Origin of the sequence: Pseudomonas sp. LABIM340 (genome assembly GCF_040017195.2) — a bacterium.
Classification (GTDB): Bacteria; Pseudomonadota; Gammaproteobacteria; order Pseudomonadales; family Pseudomonadaceae; genus Pseudomonas.
Map to the genome: position 1 here is coordinate 3,117,732 of NZ_CM200227.1, position 16,499 is coordinate 3,134,230.

General features: G+C 66.6%; 16 protein-coding genes. 4 read left to right on the plus strand and 12 right to left on the minus strand.

Features of this window, described 5'->3' with window-relative positions; genetic code table 11:
- Positions 1-259: 259 nt before the first annotated feature.
- Positions 260-907, plus strand: a complete 648-nt coding sequence (locus ABKS89_RS14445; RefSeq protein ID WP_348588940.1) for an alpha/beta hydrolase — start codon at positions 260-262, stop codon at positions 905-907.
- On the opposite strand, the gene ABKS89_RS14450 is transcribed toward ABKS89_RS14445, so the two are convergent.
- The 11 genes from ABKS89_RS14450 to ABKS89_RS14500 form a co-directional block, all read right to left on the minus strand.
- The gene (locus tag ABKS89_RS14450; protein ID WP_348588939.1) at positions 900-1,193 is read right to left on the minus strand and encodes a DUF971 domain-containing protein; all 294 of its coding nucleotides are present in this window, start codon (positions 1,191-1,193) and stop codon (positions 900-902) included. The genes ABKS89_RS14445 and ABKS89_RS14450 overlap by 8 nt on opposite strands.
- Positions 1,190-2,161, minus strand: a complete 972-nt coding sequence (locus ABKS89_RS14455) for a HEAT repeat domain-containing protein (RefSeq protein ID WP_348588938.1) — start codon at positions 2,159-2,161, stop codon at positions 1,190-1,192. The genes ABKS89_RS14450 and ABKS89_RS14455 overlap by 4 nt, the downstream gene beginning before the upstream one ends.
- Complete coding sequence (locus tag ABKS89_RS14460) at positions 2,158-3,006, minus strand: ABC transporter ATP-binding protein (RefSeq protein WP_348588937.1); 849 nt, start codon at positions 3,004-3,006, stop codon at positions 2,158-2,160. Before ABKS89_RS14460 ends, ABKS89_RS14455 begins: the two co-directional genes overlap by 4 nt.
- Positions 3,003-3,791 carry an ABC transporter permease gene (locus ABKS89_RS14465; RefSeq protein WP_348588936.1) on the minus strand — a complete coding sequence of 263 codons (789 nt, stop codon included), beginning with the start codon at positions 3,789-3,791 and terminating at the stop codon, positions 3,003-3,005. The genes ABKS89_RS14460 and ABKS89_RS14465 overlap by 4 nt, the downstream gene beginning before the upstream one ends.
- Positions 3,792-3,841: 50 nt before the next feature.
- Positions 3,842-5,248: an ABC transporter substrate-binding protein gene (locus ABKS89_RS14470; RefSeq protein WP_348588935.1), complete on the minus strand. Its 1,407-nt coding sequence runs from the start codon at positions 5,246-5,248 to the stop codon at positions 3,842-3,844.
- 283 nt (positions 5,249-5,531) lie between these two features.
- Positions 5,532-5,777: a 4Fe-4S dicluster domain-containing protein gene (locus ABKS89_RS14475; RefSeq protein WP_024767017.1), complete on the minus strand. Its 246-nt coding sequence runs from the start codon at positions 5,775-5,777 to the stop codon at positions 5,532-5,534.
- Positions 5,778-6,046: 269 nt separating this feature from the next.
- The gene (locus ABKS89_RS14480; RefSeq protein WP_348588934.1) at positions 6,047-7,798 is read right to left on the minus strand and encodes a fumarate reductase/succinate dehydrogenase flavoprotein subunit; all 1,752 of its coding nucleotides are present in this window, start codon (positions 7,796-7,798) and stop codon (positions 6,047-6,049) included.
- Positions 7,795-8,544 (minus strand): GntR family transcriptional regulator, encoded by a 750-nt coding sequence (locus tag ABKS89_RS14485; RefSeq protein ID WP_138216748.1) that lies wholly within the window; start codon positions 8,542-8,544, stop codon positions 7,795-7,797. The genes ABKS89_RS14480 and ABKS89_RS14485 overlap by 4 nt, the downstream gene beginning before the upstream one ends.
- A gap of 368 nt (positions 8,545-8,912) precedes the next feature.
- Entirely contained in the window at positions 8,913-9,800 is an 888-nt protein-coding gene (locus tag ABKS89_RS14490; protein ID WP_348588933.1) for a TauD/TfdA dioxygenase family protein, read from the minus strand.
- A gap of 207 nt (positions 9,801-10,007) precedes the next feature.
- Positions 10,008-10,913, minus strand: a complete 906-nt coding sequence (locus tag ABKS89_RS14495) for a TauD/TfdA dioxygenase family protein (RefSeq protein ID WP_348588932.1) — start codon at positions 10,911-10,913, stop codon at positions 10,008-10,010.
- Positions 10,914-10,970: 57 nt separating this feature from the next.
- Complete coding sequence (locus ABKS89_RS14500; protein ID WP_348588931.1) at positions 10,971-13,340, minus strand: TonB-dependent receptor; 2,370 nt, start codon at positions 13,338-13,340, stop codon at positions 10,971-10,973.
- A gap of 310 nt (positions 13,341-13,650) precedes the next feature.
- On the opposite strand from ABKS89_RS14500, the gene ABKS89_RS14505 reads away from it, so the two are divergent.
- From ABKS89_RS14505 to ABKS89_RS14515, 3 genes are all read left to right on the plus strand, one after another.
- Positions 13,651-14,571, plus strand: a complete 921-nt coding sequence (locus tag ABKS89_RS14505) for a LysR family transcriptional regulator (protein WP_348588930.1) — start codon at positions 13,651-13,653, stop codon at positions 14,569-14,571.
- A 208-nt stretch (positions 14,572-14,779) separates the two neighbouring features.
- Entirely contained in the window at positions 14,780-15,232 is a 453-nt protein-coding gene (locus ABKS89_RS14510; RefSeq protein WP_348588929.1) for a DUF4124 domain-containing protein, read from the plus strand.
- 86 nt (positions 15,233-15,318) lie between these two features.
- Positions 15,319-15,765 carry a GNAT family N-acetyltransferase gene (locus tag ABKS89_RS14515; protein ID WP_348588928.1) on the plus strand — a complete coding sequence of 149 codons (447 nt, stop codon included), beginning with the start codon at positions 15,319-15,321 and terminating at the stop codon, positions 15,763-15,765.
- Between the two features lie 4 nt (positions 15,766-15,769).
- Here ABKS89_RS14515 and ABKS89_RS14520 read toward each other — a convergent pair whose 3' ends face one another.
- Positions 15,770-16,438, minus strand: a complete 669-nt coding sequence (locus ABKS89_RS14520) for a TIGR04211 family SH3 domain-containing protein (RefSeq protein WP_138216741.1) — start codon at positions 16,436-16,438, stop codon at positions 15,770-15,772.
- Positions 16,439-16,499 lie beyond the last annotated feature (61 nt).

Below are 16,499 nucleotides of genomic sequence, written 5' to 3' on the forward strand. Positions count from 1 at the left end.
ATGGCAGTGAGGTCAGGGTAGGGGGCGGAGCAGGGCCGCAGGGCGGCAGTTCGGGCGAGGTTGAAGCCGGTCAAATTCGGGTCTGCTTTTGTTGTGGGAAGCGTCGGTTTGTTCGTCATTCGTTTGCCACTCCCGATGAAGGGGAGAACGACATTCGATCCGCTGTTGTCCTGGCGGACCCGCAACGGACCTTGCCTGCCATGACGCGGGAAAGCGACGGTCCTACAATGCGGGTTCCCTCCCTCCCCAAGGAAATCCGATGCCCGCCGAAGACGAGCGCAGCACGCAATTGATCGATGGCCCGGTGGGCAAGCTGCAGTTGCTGATCGACCGGCCGGGTGTGCCGGTGAGAGGCATCGCGCTGATCAGCCATCCGCAGCCGCTGCTTGGCGGCAGCCCGAAACACCGCGTGCCGCTGACCCTTTCCCGCAAGCTCTGTAGTGCCGGCTGGATGACCGTGCGGCCGAGCTTCCGTGGCGTGGATGGCAGCGAGGGCGAGTACGCCGAAGGCATCGGCGAGGCGCAGGACATGCTCGCGGTGGTCACGCACCTGCGCCGCGAATATCCCGAGCTACCGCTGGCGCTGGTGGGCTTTTCCTTCGGCGCCTATGTGTTCGCCCGCGTAGCCAGCGAGCTGTCACCGCCAGTGCAGGCCATCGCGCTGATGGGCTTGCCGGTGGGCTCGGTGCCCGGTGGCCGCGACTACGAGGCGCAGGAGCTTCCGGCCGATTGCCTGCTGCTGCACGGCGAGGCGGACGAGATGGCGCCGCTGGCGAACCTGCTCGACTGGGCGCGCCCGGCGCAGCGCGAGGTAGTGCTCTACGCCGGCGCCGACCACTTCTTCAAGGGTTGCCTGGAGCGCGCCGTGGAACGGGTCCTCCAGCACCTGTCTCGCGTGATCAACTGAGCTCCACGCGCCCTAGTTCGCGTAGATACGACCAGGGGTAGATACCCCGGTCATGACCATCGTCGAACACCAGTTGCACGCCATAACCCTGCAGGTTCAGTTCCTGCAGGACGACTCTGGCGCAGACCAGCTCGATGCGCCCCTGCAGGCGTGCCGCCCGGCACTGCGAGCAGGGGCAGGCGCCGCGCAGGCGGGCGAAGGCGATGCGCTGCTCGACGCCGTCGTCCCAGCGGATGTGCAGTTCCCCGTCGGCGCTGGAACGGTGCAGGGCGACTGGGGTGTTCATGCCGATTGCCCCAGTTGAGTGAGGGCGATGCGCACGGCCTTGCGGACTTCCGGGTCGCCGTCGTTTTCGGCGTTGCGCAGTGCGTCGATGGCATCAACGCTGGCCAGCTCGCCCAGGGCCAGTGCCGCCTCCTTGCGCAGGTTGCTGATGCCGTGGCCGAGCACGCCCTTCAGGCCTTCCAGCGCCGGCAGGTAGCGCAGCTTGCCCAGCGAACGTGCGGCGCGCAGGCGCACCTGCCAGAAGTCGTCTTCCAGTGCCTGCACCAGCGCATCACCGGCTTCCGGCTGGGCCAGTTTGCCGAGGGTACCGGCGGCTTCCTCGCGCACCTGCCAGGCCGGGTCGGCCAGGGCAGACTGCAGGGCCGGCAGCACGCTGGCGTCGATGGCCAGGCCGAGGGCGCCGGCAGCCGCGCGGCGGACTTCGGCGTCCGGGTCGTCGCGGGTCAGGCGCGCCAGGTGCGGCAGGGCGTCGGTGCGCTTGAGCCAGCCGAGGATGCCCACGGCTTCGCGGCGCACGCCGGCGTCGCTGTCGCCCAGTGCAACCAGGGCCGGTTCGGCCGCCTCTTCCAGACGCAGTTCGCGCAGGGCACGCAGGGCGCTGCGGCGGACGAAGAGGTCGGCATGGGTCGCCCAGGGCAGCAAGCGCACGCCGGCTTCGGCGGTCTTCAGCTCGCTCAGGCTCTGGGCGGCGGCTGCGCGCACGTCGTCATCACGATCGGCCAGGGCCTGGCAGAGGGCGTCCACCACGTCGGGTTCTTCCCAGGCTTCCAGCAGGCGTGCGGCCTCGGCGCGGACGCTGGCGGCGTCGTCATGGTTCAGCGCGTGGGCCAGCCAGGGCAGGCCGTCGGGTTCTTCGAGGTCGGCCAGCTCGATCAGCGCGATGCGCCGCACGCCGGCGTCGGCGTCCTGCAGGCGTGGCTGGAGGTTGAGGATGTCGGGATTGTCGGTGCTGAGATGGGAGTCGGTCATATGGCGAATCGCGGTATCCGTTGTGGAGTGGGCAGGCCCAGTGGCGTCAGGCGCGGCAGCTGGCGGCCGTCTTCGTGGCGCAGCAGTTCCAGGCAATGGCGCTTGAGCCGGGAGAATTCCGGGCTGGTGAGCAGGTCGGCGTGGCGCGGGCGCGGGAAGTCGAGGCGGATGTCTTCGAGGATGCGCCCGGGGCGCGGGCTCATCACCAGGATGCGGTCGGCGAGGAACAGCGCCTCGTCGATGTCGTGGGTGATGAACAGCACGCTGGTGCGCAGGCGCGTCCAGATATCCAGCAGCAGCTCCTGCATCATCATCCGCGTCTGCGCGTCGAGGGCGCCGAAGGGTTCGTCCATCAGCAGCAGGCGCGGCTGGTTGATCAGCACGCGGGCGATCTCCACGCGCTGCTGCATGCCGCCGGAGAGCTGCGACGGCCAGCGATTGGCGAAGCCGTTCAGGCCCACCAGCTGGAGCATTTCGTCCGCCTGGCGATGGCGCTCGGCGCGCAGTACACCGCGCATCTTCAGGCCGAAGGCGACGTTGTCACGCACGCGCCGCCAGGGCAGCAGGGTGTGGTGCTGGAACACCATGCCGCGCTCGGGCGACGGGCCGGCGACGGTATGGCCGTCCACTTCCAGTTGCCCGGCGCTCGGCGTCAGGTGCCCAGCCAGGGCGCCGAGCAGGGTGGACTTGCCGCAGCCGGAGGGGCCGAGCACGCAGACGAATTCGCCCGGCTCGATGGCGAAGCTCAGGGATTGCACGGCCTCGAAGGCGTCGCGGCCGTGGCCCAGGTGGATCGACAGACCGTCGACGCGCACGCGCCCCGGTGCGCTGGCGGGCAGGGTCATGGCTTGCCTCCGGCCTGGCGCTGCCAGGGCGTGACCAGGGCGCCGAGCTGGCGTACCAGCAGGCTGCTGGCCATGCCGAGCACGCCGATCAGCAGCATGCCGACGACGATGTCGGGGTAGTTCTGCAAGGTGTAGGACTCCCAGGTGTAGTAGCCGATGCCCCATTGTCCGGAGATCATCTCGGCGGTCACCAGGCAGAACCACGAGGTGCCCATGCCGATGGCAAGGCCGGTGACGATGCTCGGCGCGGCGCCCGGCAGCACCACTTCGCGCAGCAGTGCCAGGCGCCCGGCGCCGAGGCTGCGGGCGGAGGCGAGCAGGCGCGGGTCGACCGCTTCGACTCCGTGGATGGTGTTGAGCAGGATGGGAAACAGCGCGCCGGTGAAGGTGATGAAGATCATCGACAGCTCGGAGCTGGGGAACATCAGGATCGCCAGCGGAATCCACGCCACCGCCGGGATCGGCCGCAGCACTTCCAGCGGCGGCAACAGGCTGTCGCGTGCCCAGCGGCCACGGCCGATGACCAGCCCGAGGAGGATGCCGGCGAAAGCCGCCAGCAGGTAACCGGCGAGCACCCGCAGCAGGCTGCTGCCCAGGTGGCGGCCGAGCTTGCTCGATTGCGCGAGGTTCCAGGCGGCGTCGAGCACGTCACGCGGGCCGGGCACGTTGGCGAAGGTGGCCACGCCGAGGTTGACGTGGCGTGCGCTGAGCACCTGCCAGAGCGCGAGGCAGACCAGCAGCGAGGCCAGGCGCAGGCTCCAGCGGGTGAGGGTGGTGGTGTTCATCTGCGGTCTCCGCCAGCCCCGGCGCGCGGGCGCCGGGGCTGGTTGTCGATTCAGCGGCTGGCCACGGCCTGCTGGCTGGCGGCGGCGAAGTCGGCGACCTCACCACCGTGCTGGCGGGCGAAGGCGTCGGCCTGTTCACGCAGCAGGAAGGCATCCAGCGCGCCATCCTTGCCGCGCACGAACCAGGCCTGCCCGGCGAGCAGCTTGATGCCGCTGTCGCTGGCCTGGGCGTATACCGCGCGGATGTCCTTGCCCTGTTGCTTGAGTTCGGCCAGCTGGCCCAGCGCCTCTTTGGCGGTCGCATAGCTGCGCACCTTCGGCTCGCCGCGCACCCAGATCTGCGCGACCTTGCGGGTATCGCTGATCGGCTTGTTGGTCAGTGCGTCATTGCCCAGCAGCGGCTGCTGCGCGTAGTTCTTCAGCGCCTGCTCGTAGTCGGCGCCGGAGGCCTTGAAGGCGGCGCGGAGGTAGCGGTCGTCGACGAACTGCTCGACGTTCAGACCGCGGTCGGCCTTCTTCAGCAGCTTCAGGGTGTCGATGGCGGTGGCCACGGCCTGGCGGTATTCCGGCTTCCAGGTCAGGTCGCGGGTCTGCAGGCCGAGCGGGCCGTGGAACAGGTAGTTCACCTCGGCGGGAATGCCGGCGACCTTCTCGATCAGCTCGCTGTATTTTTCCGGGTCTCTGGCCAGCAGCTGGTTGGCCTCGTAGGTGGCGCGCAGGTAGGCCTCGACGATTTCCGGGTACTTCTGCGCGTAGTCGGCTTCCACCAGCGCGCCATGGAAGGTCGGCGCCTTGGCCTGGGAGCCGTCGTAGATCTTGCGGGCGATGCCTCGGCTTTCGAACAGTTCGGCGAAGGGCACGAAGTCGGCGTGGGCGGCGATCTTGTTGGCCTGCAGCGCGGAGCCGGCGACTTCCGGTGGTTGCGCGATGATGGTGACGTCCTTCTCCGGGTCCCAGCCTTGCGCCGCGATGGCGCGCAGCAGCAGGCCGTGGGCGGTGGAGGCGAAGGGCACGGAGATGGTCTGGCCCTTGAGTTCGGCCAGCGACTGTACCTTGGACGCGGCGGGGACGACGATGCCATTGCCGCTGCCGTCGATGCTGCCCGAGAGCACGCTGATGAACAGGCTGCGCTTGCCGGCGGCTTCGTGGGCGACGCCGTTGAGCGAGCCGGGGAAGTCGGCCATGGCGCCGAAGTCGAGCTTGCCGGCGACCATCTCGTTGGTCAGCGGTGCGCCGCTGGTGAAGTTCTTCCACTGCACGTCGTACTGAGCGTCCTTGTACGCGCCGTCGTGGGGCAGGTACTTGTCGAGCAGGCCGAGTTCGCGGATCAGCAGGCCGCCGGCGGCACAGTTGATGGTGGTGTCCTGGGTGCCGATGGCGACGCGGATGGTTTCGCCGTGGGCAGTGATGCTGGCAATGGCGAGCGCGAGGCCGGCCAGGGTGGTGCGCAAGGTCATGGGTGTTCCCCTCGAATCATGAGTGTTGGAATCGTCTCCGCCGCAGGCCTTGCGGTGGGAAACGAGGGGCGGTGCAGCAGGCGTCCGGCGGTGGGGCCGGATGGCGTTTCTGGTTATCAGTGTCGTCCTGCGCCCCCTGTAGGAGCGGGCCACGCCCGCGATCGCGCGCATGGCGCGCTCCTACAGGGAACCGCGTCGTAGGGCGCTTAATCTGGAACAGGTTATCCGCCGGTACCTCAGTGGCGGATAACGCTGGCGCGTTATGCGCCCTATGGATGCTGATTCAACGCAGCAGGTACGGAATCTCGACCCGCACCGCGCCGGTCGGGCAGTCCTTCTCGCAGGGCATGCAGTACCAGCATTCGTCGAAGGCCATGTAGGCCTTCTGGGTGGCGGGGTTGATCGCCAGCAGGTCCATCGGGCAGACCTCGACGCAGACGGTGCAGCCCTTGTCGGCGATGCACTTGTCCTCGTCCACCGTCACCGGGGCGCTGGAGCGGAAGAAGATTTCCTGGGGTTGGTAGGCCATTGCACGCGGTCCTCATCGTGTTGCTTGCCGGCCGTCGTGGCGGTCGGCTGATTCTGTTCGGTGTTTCCGGGGTGGTAGTGGTGCTCGGGGTTTCCCTCACCCCAGCCCTCTCCCAGGGGGAGAGGGGGTCGTTCGGTGGGGTTGGAAAGCATCGCGTCAGCCGGCGAGCGCCGATCCTTTCGTCGCTCAGGACAGTCCCCTCTCCCTCAGGAGCGGGGCGCGCAGCCAGGGTTAGGGTGAGGGGCTTTTCAGGCCGTCAGTCCAATCTCTCAAGCCGCCTCGCTCTTAACTCGCAGCCGCTCGTAGGCCTGCTGCTCATCCTCATCCAGCGCGATCACATAAGGCTCGATGGGCTTCTTGAAGCTGCTCATCACACCGTCTTCGCCCTTCTTCAGGTGCGCATGGCAGAACCACTCGGCATCGTTGCGCAGCGGGTAGTCCACGCGGTGGTGGTACAGGCCCCAGCGGCTCTCGGTGCGGAACAGCGAGGCGCGCGCGGCCATCTCGGCGCAGTCGCGGATCACGCTGACTTCCATGGCCCGCATCAGCTCGTGGGGGTTGTTGGCCTTGAGCTGGTCGAGGTCGCGGGCGATCTCGGCGAAGCGCTGCAGGCCGATCTCCATCTTCTTGGTCACCTTGGGCGGCTGCAGGTAGTCATTGACCATGCGCCGCAGCTTGTACTCGACCTGCGCCGGCGGCAGGCCATGCTCGCGCTTGAGCGGGGCGAAGACGCGTTCGCGCTCGCGCTCGACCTGGGTGGCATCGACCTCGCTGAACTCGCGCCCGGCCACGTACTGCGCGGCGTTGGCGCCGGCGAACCAGCCGTAGGTGAAGGCCCCGAGCATGTAGTTGTGCGGCACGGCGGCCATGTCGCCGGCTGAGTACAGGCCCCTGACGCTCGTCTCGGCCTTCTCGTTGACCCATACGCCGGAGGCCGAATGGCCGGAGCAGAAGCCGATCTCGGAGATGTGCATCTCCACCATCTGCTGGCGGTAGTCAGTGCCACGGCCCGCGTGGAACTGGCCACGGCTGGGGCGCTCGTTGCTGTGGAGGATTTCCTCGATGGTCTGGATGGTTTCCTCGGCCAGGTGGTCGAGCTTGAGGAACACCGGGCCGTTGCCGCCTTCGAGTTCCTGATGGAACTCCCACATCATCTGGCCGCTCCAGTAGTCGCACTCGATGAAGCGCTCACCCTTGCTGTTGGCGGTGTAGCCGCCCAGCGGGCCGGTGACGTAGGCGCAGGCCGGGCCGTTGTAGTCCTTGATCAGCGGGTTGATCTGGAAGCACTCCAGGTTCGATAGCTCCGCCCCCGCGTGGTAGGCCATGGCATAGCCGTCGCCGGCGTTGGTGGGGTTCTCGTAGGTGCCCATCAGGTAGCCGGACGAGGGCAGGCCCAGGCGGCCGGCGGCGCCGCAGGCGAGGACCACGGCCTTGGCGCGGATCACCTGGAACTGCGCGGTGCGGCAGTCGAAACCGAGCAGGCCGTTGACCGCTCCGTCTGCGTCGGTGAGCAGGCGGGTGACCACCAGGCGATTGGTGATCTCGATGCGTGCGCGCTTGAGCTGGCGGTACAGCACCTTCTTGATGTCGTGGCCCTCGGGCATGGGCAGCACATAGGCGCCCATGTGGTGGACCTTCTTCACCGCGTAGTCGCCGACCTCGTCCTTCTCGAACTTCACGCCCCAGCGGTCCAGCTGCTGCAGGGTCTCGAAGCTGTGGGTGGCATAGGCGTAGACCGCTGCCTGGTTGACGATGCCGTCGTTGGCGACGGTGATTTCCTTGGTGTACTGCTCGGGCGTGGCGTGGCCGGGAATGATCGCGTTGTTCAGGCCGTCCATGCCCATGCTGATGGCGCCGCTGCGTTTGACGTTGGCCTTGTCCACCAGCAGCACGCGCAGCTCGCGGTTGGTTTCCTTGGCCTTGATCGCGGCCATCGGGCCGGCGGTACCGCCGCCGATCACCACGATGTCGTAGGCGAGTTGCTTGTCCTCGGGAACCTGGGAGAGGTCGAACTGGCTCATTGATGCTGTCCCTTGTGACGGTCGATGCGCAGGCGGTACTGGAAGGCATCGCCGCGGTAGTAGAGGTGTTCGTAGTCCAGCGGCGCGCCGTCGGCGGTGTGGGTCAGGCGTTCGATGCGCATCACCGGCGAGCCTTCTTCCACCTCCAGCGCACGGGCCAGTTCGGCGTCGGCGAGGATGGCGTCGATGGCCAGGTCCGCGTGCCCCAGGGGCAGGGCGCAGTCGTTCTCGAGGATCAGGAAGATGTCGCGGCTGACCAGGTCGGCCTTCTCCAGGCGCTTGCCGACGTGCTCGGGCAGCCAGGTGATTTCCAGCGACACCAGCTCGCGGTTGACCAGGCGGGCGCGCTTGATCTGCACCACGTTGTCGCCCTCGGCCACCTGCAGGCGGGCGGCGACCTGGGCGTTGGCTGGCACGGTCTTGAAGCTGCGCAGGCGGTTGATCACCTCATAGCCGCGCTGGGTCATGGATTCACCCAGGCCTTGCAGGGTGCTGACGTTCTGGAATGCTTTGGGCTTGGCGACGAAGGTGCCCTTGCCGTGGATCTTGAAGATCAGCCCTTCCTTCTGCAGGTCGCCCAGCGCCTGGCGCACGGTGATCCGGCTGACCTCGAAGGCCTTGCCCAGCTCGGCCTCGGAGGGCATGCGGCTGAGCGGCGGATAGGTGCCGTCGAGGATGCGCGTGCGCAGGACTTCCTTGAGCTGGCTGTAGAGGGGAACGGGGGAGAGGGGGAGTAGTTCGGCCATAGTTCATAACTTGTTATGACGAGTTGGCGAAACTATAAAAGGAATAATTGATTCAGGACAAGAAACGATTTGGCATAAGCATAGAGAGCGTGGTCACGGGAAGGTTTTCGTAGGAGCGAGCAAAGGCTTCCACGTCGATATTCCCGTTTCGCACGGCGTTTCCCTGTAGGAGCGGGCCATGCCCGCGATCCGCCGGCAAGGCCGGCGCGGGGGGAGGGTCGCGAGCATGGCTCGCTCCTACACGGTCTCGCGGGGGAGCACGGTATTTCCCGGCGGGCTCAGTTCCGTAGGGCGCATGACGCGCCAGCGTTATCCGCCGTGCGTGGGCCGGCGGATGACCTGTTCCAGGTTATGCGCCCTATGGTGCCTCAGAACGGCCGGCTGCCCGACAGGCTGATGCGCTTCAGGCGCCGCTTCTCGCTTGCCGGGAAGGCATTGCGCCCATGCAGCACGGCCTGGTTGTCCCACCAGACGATGTCGCCGACCGACCACTTGTGGCTGTAGATCAGCTCCGGCTGCTGCAGGTGTTCGCACAGTTTCTCCACCAGCGCGGCGCCCTGCTCGGGATCGGCGCCGGGGATTTCCACCTCGGTGTGCACGGAGAGGAACAGCACGCGCTTGCCGTTCTCCGGATGGGTGCGCACCAGCGGGTGTTCGGTACCCTGGATCGGCTCGATGTCCGGGGTGCGGTAGCGCACGAAGGTGCCGTTGTAGCCGCCACTCTTCAGGCGGATGAAGGGGTTGTAGTTGATCAGGCGCAGCGGGTCGATCTCGGCGCGGGTCGCCTCATCGAGCGTCTCGTAGGCGCGGGCGAGGTTGGTGAACTGGGTTTCGCCGCCGGTCCTGGGGACCTCCAGCGCGTAGAGGAAGGAGCCGGAAGACGGCACCGGCGTCCACTGGTGGTCGATATGGGCCGGCAGGGCGAAGTTGCCCAGCTCGCCGTCCTCGGTGTTGGCCACCTTGACGATGTCCGGAGCTTTGCCGTCGGCGCCGGAGGACAGCACCGGGATGTCCGCCGGCGGCTGGAATACCGCGCCGAACAGGGTGGCGAAGCGCAGGTATTGCTGATCGTCGAGCTGCTGGTCCTTGAAGATCAGGATGTGGTGCTCGCGGTGGGCCTGCCTGATCGCCAGGACCTGCTCCGGGGTCAGTGGCTCGCGGGCGTCGAGGCCGCGTACTTCGGCACCCAGCGGGGCGTCGAGGGGGATGATGGCGAAGGTTTCGGGTGAGGGTTGTTTCAGGGCGGAATAGGTCATGCTTCAGTGCTCCGTTCAGGCATGGGCGGCCCTCTCCCTAACCCTCTCCCTGAAGGGAGAGGGGACTGGATCGGTGCCAGGCGAATCCAAGTAGCAGTCCTGCACCCGAGGTAGCAGGGCTGCACGAGAGGTGCGCTTCAATCGGATACTCCCTCTCCCTTCAGGGAGAGGGCTGGGGAGAGGGGCTCTGGCTCTCGGCGCCAGAGCTCAAACCTTCTTGATCGTCCGGCTGCGCTGCCCGTCGATACCCACCGGCACATCGCCGTCGAGGGTCACGCGGCGCACGATGCGCGGCTGGGTGCCGTAGTCGTCCACGGCGTAATGCTGGGTCGCGCGGTTGTCCCAGATGGCCACGTCGCCCGGTTGCCAGCGCCAGCGCACGGTGTTCTCCAGGCGCGTGACGTGGCTTTGCAGCACGGCGAACAGGTGCGCCGAGTCATGCTGCGAGAGGCCTTTCAGGCGCTTGACGAAGTGCCCCAGCAGCAGGGTCTTCTCGCCGCTGACCGGGTGCACGCGCACGACTGGATGCTCGGTCTCGTAGACTGTGGAGGTGAACACCTTGCGGTACTCCTCCAGGCGCGCGGGGTCGAAGTTCGGGCGGATGCCGGCGTAGTCATACTCGTTGCTGTGCACCGCCCAGAGCGAATCGGCCAGGGCCTTGAGCTCAGGCGTCAGGTCGTCGTAGGCGCTGGCGGTGTTGGCCCACACGGTGTCGCCGCCGGACTCGGGGGCCACCACGTTGCGCAGGACGGAGGCCTTGGGGTAGGCGTCGACGAAGGTCACATCGGTGTGCCAGGAGTTGGCGCGGCGGCCCTGGGCGCCGTCCAGTTCCAGCAGGTAGTGGGTGCCTTCCTGCACCGGCACGGTGGGGTGGGCCACCGGGTTGCCGAGCAGCTGGGCGAAGGCCTCCTGGCCCTGGTCGTCCAGGTGCGTCTGGCCGCGGAAGAAGATCACCTTGTGCTTCACCAGCGCCGCCTGGATGGCGTCGGTGGTGGCGGTGTCCAGCTCGCCGGACAGCTTCACGCCGCGAATCTCGGCGCCGATGCGGCCGGCAACCGGGTGGATGTCGAGGCTTACTGCGTGCTGCTGGATAGCTTGTGCTGCGTTGCTCATCTCATCGTCCTCTTGCTGTGGCAATAGAGCCGCGCGCTCGGGCGCGGCGGATGGGGATCAGAAGTCGTAGCGAACCGAGGCGCCGAGGGTGCGCGGCTGCCCCACCGAGGCGGTGTAGGAGCCGTTGATGCTGGCGAAGGCGGCCAGGTAGTAGTCCTTGTCGAAGGCGTTCTTCAGCCACACGGAAGCATCCAGCTGGCCGTCGCCGAGGTCCTTGCGCAGGCCGACGGAGAAGTTCGCCAGGCCGTAGCCGTCGATCTTCGAAAGGTCGGAGTTGTCCAGCGTGCCCTCGGCCTCGGAACGGTAGGAGTAGCTGCCGGTCACGTAGGGGCGGATGCCGTCGTCGAGGTTCCAGGCGTATTCGCCGTTGAGGTTGGCGATCCACTTCGAGGCGCCGACTACGCGGTCGCCGGTGAGGTCGCAAGTGGCCGGGGCATTGGGTTGAGTGGAGATTTCCGCCGGGCACGGGGCGTCCTTGAACGACAGGTAGGTGACGTCGTTGTAGGAGCCGTTGAAGTTCAGCGTCAGGCCACGAACGGGCAGGGCGGTGGCCTCGAACTCCAGGCCGCGCGAGCGCACGCTGCCGGCGTTGGAGAGCACCGAGACCAGCTGGGTCGAGCCCGGCGGCTGGTACAGGGTGGTCGCCTGGTAGCCGTGGATGCCGGTCCAGAAGAGGTTGGTGTTGAGCTGCAGGTGGTTGTCGAACAGGGTGGTCTTGATCCCCAGTTCGGCGTCGTTGGCGCGTTCCGGGCCGACCAGCAAGGAGTCCGCGCCCGCCGTCGGGGCGCTGGCCACGGCCAGGTTCACGCCGCCGGATTTCTCGCCATGGGACAGCGAGGCGTAGCCGAGGAAATCATCGGTGAACTGGTAGCTCAGGCTCAGCAGCGCCGAAGGCGCGAAGCTGTAGAGACTGAGATCGCCCGAGTCGTAGGCGCCCAGCTGGTTGCGTCGTACCACTGCGCCGACGCCGGTTACCGGTGCGCCGCCGACCGGGTCGAAGCGTTCGACCTTGGCGTCCTTCTCCTCGTAGGTGCCGCGCAGACCGGCGGTAAAGTCCAGCTTGTCGGTAAGGTGCCAGGTGCCCTGGGCGAACAGCGCGAAGCTGTCGGTCTCGATCTTGCCGTTGGCTTTCGAGTAGGTGTTGTTCAGCGCATTCAGGTCGGTGCCCAGCAGGTAGCGGTCGGCCAGCGGGCCGTAGCTGGTGAAGGTCTTGTTGCCCAGGTTCTGATTGAACGCATAGGCGCCCAGCACGTAGTCGAAGAAACCACCGGTGGGCGAGGCCAGGCGGATTTCCTGGGAGAACTGGCGGTCGTGGACTTCCACGCCGGTGTTGTTGATTGCCGAGACGTTGAGCTGCTCGTCGTTGGCCGGGGTGAAGTGCCAGTAGCGGTAGGCGCTGATGGAGGTCAGCTTGTAGCCGCCATTGAGGTTCCAGTTGGCCTCCACCGAGCTGCCGCCCTGGTGCACGCTGACGTGCTGGCGGGCGTTGATGTTGACCTTGTGCCGGTCCGGATCGCGCACCGGCGAGGCTCCCACCGAGGCGGCGCGCTGCCAGAAGCGGTCGGCAGCGCCGTACACCACCATGCTGCCGTTGCTCGAATCTTCCTCGTTGTAGTCGTTGATCCAGCGCAGGTCGAAATCCTCGTTGGGCTTGAACAGCAGTTGCCCGCGGATGCCCTGGCGCTCGCCGCCGTTGAGATTGTTGTCGTCGTGGATGTTCTTGATGTAGCCGTCGTCGCGGGTGCGGTAGGCCGAGACGCGCCCGGCCAGTGTGTCGGTCAGTGCGCCGGAGACGGTGCCCTTGCCCTGGAAGTAGCCGTCCTGGCCGCCGGAGACCTCCACGCTGCGCTCGGGGCTGAACGTCGGCGCACGGGTGCTGATGTTCAGTACGCCGGCCGTGGTGTTCTTGCCGAACAGCGTGCCCTGCGGGCCGCGCAGCAGCTCAAGCTGCTCGATGTCCAGCAGGTCGAACACCGCCATGCCGGGGCGGCCGAGGTAGACGTTGTCCAGGTAGACCCCGGCGCTGCCTTCCAGGCCGTCGCTGGCCGGGTTGTTGCCGATGCCGCGCACGGCGATGCTCGATTGCCGCGCGTGGATGAAGGCGACGTTCACGCTGGGCAGGATCTGCTGCAGGTCCTGCACCTTGTAGACGCGCTGGGTTTCCAGGGTCTCGCCGCCGACCACGGTGATCGGCGTGGGCACCTTCTGCGAGTCTTCCTCGCGGCGGCGAGCGGTGACAGTGACCTTGCCCAGGGTGGCATCGGCCTTGGCCGGCGTGGCGCTGACGGGCTTGCTGGTTCCGCTGCCGGTGGTGGCGTCCTCGGCTTCCTCGGCGAGCACCGGCAAGGCGCCGCCCAGGGCCATCAGGACGATGGCGTAGCGCAGCCGGTGGAGCTTGAAGGGGAAGGGTGATTGTCTCGAAGTCATGCTGTGTCCTTGTCTCTGCGCGCTGTTCGCGGGCAAAACGGGGCCGCGCCAGGCAAAAGTGGCGAACGACGTTTTTCGTTGTGGGTGGGTGCGGCTTTGGCTGTCAGCGACAGCGGGACAGGCACATTCGCGAGGAAAGGAGGTGCAAGGCTGGCATCGGGCGGCTCCTGGTCTGAGCTATATTCTTAGTTCATAAAAGAATAGATGTTTGCTTTATTCTTCGTTGACGGAATAAGAGCTTGCATTTAAAACCAGCGCATACCCAGCGGCAAATGCCTTTGCCCACTATTTTCAATGCCGGAAATGCATCATGGATCTGCGCCAACTCCGCTACTTCATCGCCCTCAACGAACACCGCAGCTTCGTTCGCGCCGCCGACGCCATGGGCATCACCCAGCCGGCGTTCAGCCGCAGCATCCAGGGCCTGGAACAGGAGCTGGGTTGCCGCCTGGTGGATCGTGGCAGCAAGGACCTGCGCCCGACCCCCGAAGGCCAGGTGGTGCTGCAGCACGCGCTGAGCCTGGTGCAGGGCGCCAACAACCTGAGCCACGCCATCGCCCGGCTGAACAAGCTGGACTCCGGCGAACTGCGCTTCGGCAGCGGGCCGGCGCCGGCGCAGAAGCTGGTGTCCGATGCGGTGTCACGGTTTGTCCAGCGCTACCCGCGCATCCATATCCAGTTCGGCGTGGACAACTGGGAGCGCCTGGCGCGCAGCCTGAGCCGCGAGGAGATCGAATTCTTCGTCGCCGACATCCGCCATTTCGAAGCCGATCCGAACTTCCAGACCCGCGCGCTGAAGCCGCGCAGTGGGCTGTTCTTCTGCCGCGAGGGGCACCCGCTGCTGGCCAAGGAGAGCCTCTCCACCAACGACATGTTCGCCTATCCGTTGGCGGCCACGCTGATCCCGCCCAGTGCGCGGAAGATGCTCGCCAACCTCAGCGGCAAGATCGACATCACCACCAACGTGCAGTGCGAGGACATGGCTTCGCTGGTGCGTATCGTCAGCCAGACCGACGCCATCGGCATCGCCGTGGAAGAGGCGCTGAGCGAACCGATGGCGCGCGGGGAACTGGTGCGCCTGCACTTCCGCAACCTGCCCACCAACATCGACATCCTCCAGGCACGCTGCGGCATCGTCACCCGCAGCGGCGACCGCCTCTCGGCGGCGGCGCGGGCGATGATCGAGCTGCTGGTGGACCTGGATGCGGGCGTGGAAAGCGAGGTGGCGTGAGGCGGCGGCAGAGTGTCTGACGCCGCCCCTGCCGGCGGATCGCGGGCGTGGCCCGCTGCCGCGACTTGTGCCAAGACCGTGCCGGAAGGATTTACCGAACCTTTACAGAGCCCCCAAGAACTCGCTCGGACAGTGCATGTCAATCTGATGGCAATCCCAAGGGTCCTGTTTACAGGCATACCAATGGAGTGGTCAGGAGCATTGCATCATGCGCTTCCCATTCGTCGTGGTCCTTCTGGCCGCGCTGGGTTTCAACACCGCGCAGGCCGAGATTTACAAGTGCACTGTCGAAGGTCGAACGACTTTTTCCCAACATCCCTGCTCCGCCGATGCAATCCTCGTCAAGCCCGCTATTTCTCCCCAGCCGACCGACGAAGAGCTCACGCAGCAGGAGGCCGCCAACCAGTCTGTTCGTGTCGCAGCAATGGGGCGCTGGAAGTTCCACAAGGTGACGTTCCTGCGCAAGAGACTCAGCAGCCTCGATGGCCGCATCGCCGCATTATTAAGGGAGCGGAGCGCGCGCCTGGATAATCTGCAGCAGGATGCGCTGGCTGAAATTGACGTCGTGAATCTGCAATACAGCGTGGACCTGCAGCGCTTGATGGAGGAGCGAGCGGACGTCAAATCACGCCTGGAAGGTATGCTGAGTGCGCCGAGATGAGATTCGGTCGATTCTGCCAGTTGCCACCGGGATCTGACGGATGCGATGGTCAGGTCGTACTGCTTGTTCCTGCCATGGAAACTGCAATGAGCCTCTCGCTCCGCCCCGCCCGCATCACCGATGTCCCCTACGTCCAGCGAGGCGAAGAGGCTTATATCCGCCAGTGGGAGCCTGCCCATGAGGAGCGCTGGCGAGAAGACTTCGACCGCCACCTGGCGCGCTGGCTGGAGCACTTCGAGCGGCTGACCATCGCCGAGTTCGATGGCGAGAGCGTCGGCTACAGCCTCTGGTTGCCCGAAGCGGGCAGCGCGGAGCTCTGCACCCTGGGCGTCAGCGAGGCTTGGCGGGGAAAGGGCGTCGGTGCAGCGCTGTTGCAACGCTACATCGCCGATGCCCGGCAGGAGGGCTACCTGCGGCTGAAGCTCAGCGTGCGCCCCGACAACCCGGCGCGGCGTCTGTACGAACGCGCCGGATTCGAACCGCAGGGCAGCGACGCCCTGGGTTATCGGCAGTACGAATTGCGCATCGACTGAAGCGTCAGACCCACTCGGTGCTGCGTTTGCGGCGCACGCGCAGCATGGTCGGCAGGATCAGCCCGGCGAGCAGGCCGGCGCCGGCGATGCTGCCGCCATAGGCCATGTAGCGCATCAGCACCTGCTTGTTCTCGTCGCCCAGTTGCGCCTGTGTATCGCGCAGCTGCGAGCGCGCCTGGTTCAGCTCGGCGTCAAGCGCGCTGCGCGCGGCCTGCAGCTCATCGATGAGCTTCTTGCGCGCGTCCAGGGTTTCCTGCATGCCCTGCACGCGGTTCTTCCAGGAGTCGTCGATGGTCTGCAGCTGGGTGGTCAGCTCGGTGACCTTCTGTTCCAGCGAGGGCAGGCGCTCGGCCTGGCCGGGCTTCTCCTGCAGGTCCTTGCTGGCGATCCACACGGTGCTGCCGCTGTCGCTGCGCACCTGGCTGTAGTCGCCGGAGGTGCTGACCAGCTGGACCTTCTGCCCGGAAGTCAGGGTGCCGACGATGCGGTAGCCGTCGGTGGGGCCGCTGCGCACGTAGGTACTCAGGCTGTCGTTCACCCAGCGCGCGTTGCTGGCGGGCTCCTCGGCCTGGGCCGGGGCGCCAGCGGCCAGCAGGCCGGCGAACAGGCAGGCACCGAGGGCGCGGGTCTGGAGGGGAGAAACTCGTGCGGGGAAGCGACGCGATAGGGACATGGGCAATCTTCACATGACTTGGAACGAAACCCGCCTTGCGGGAGCGAAAACGTCGGCCGGA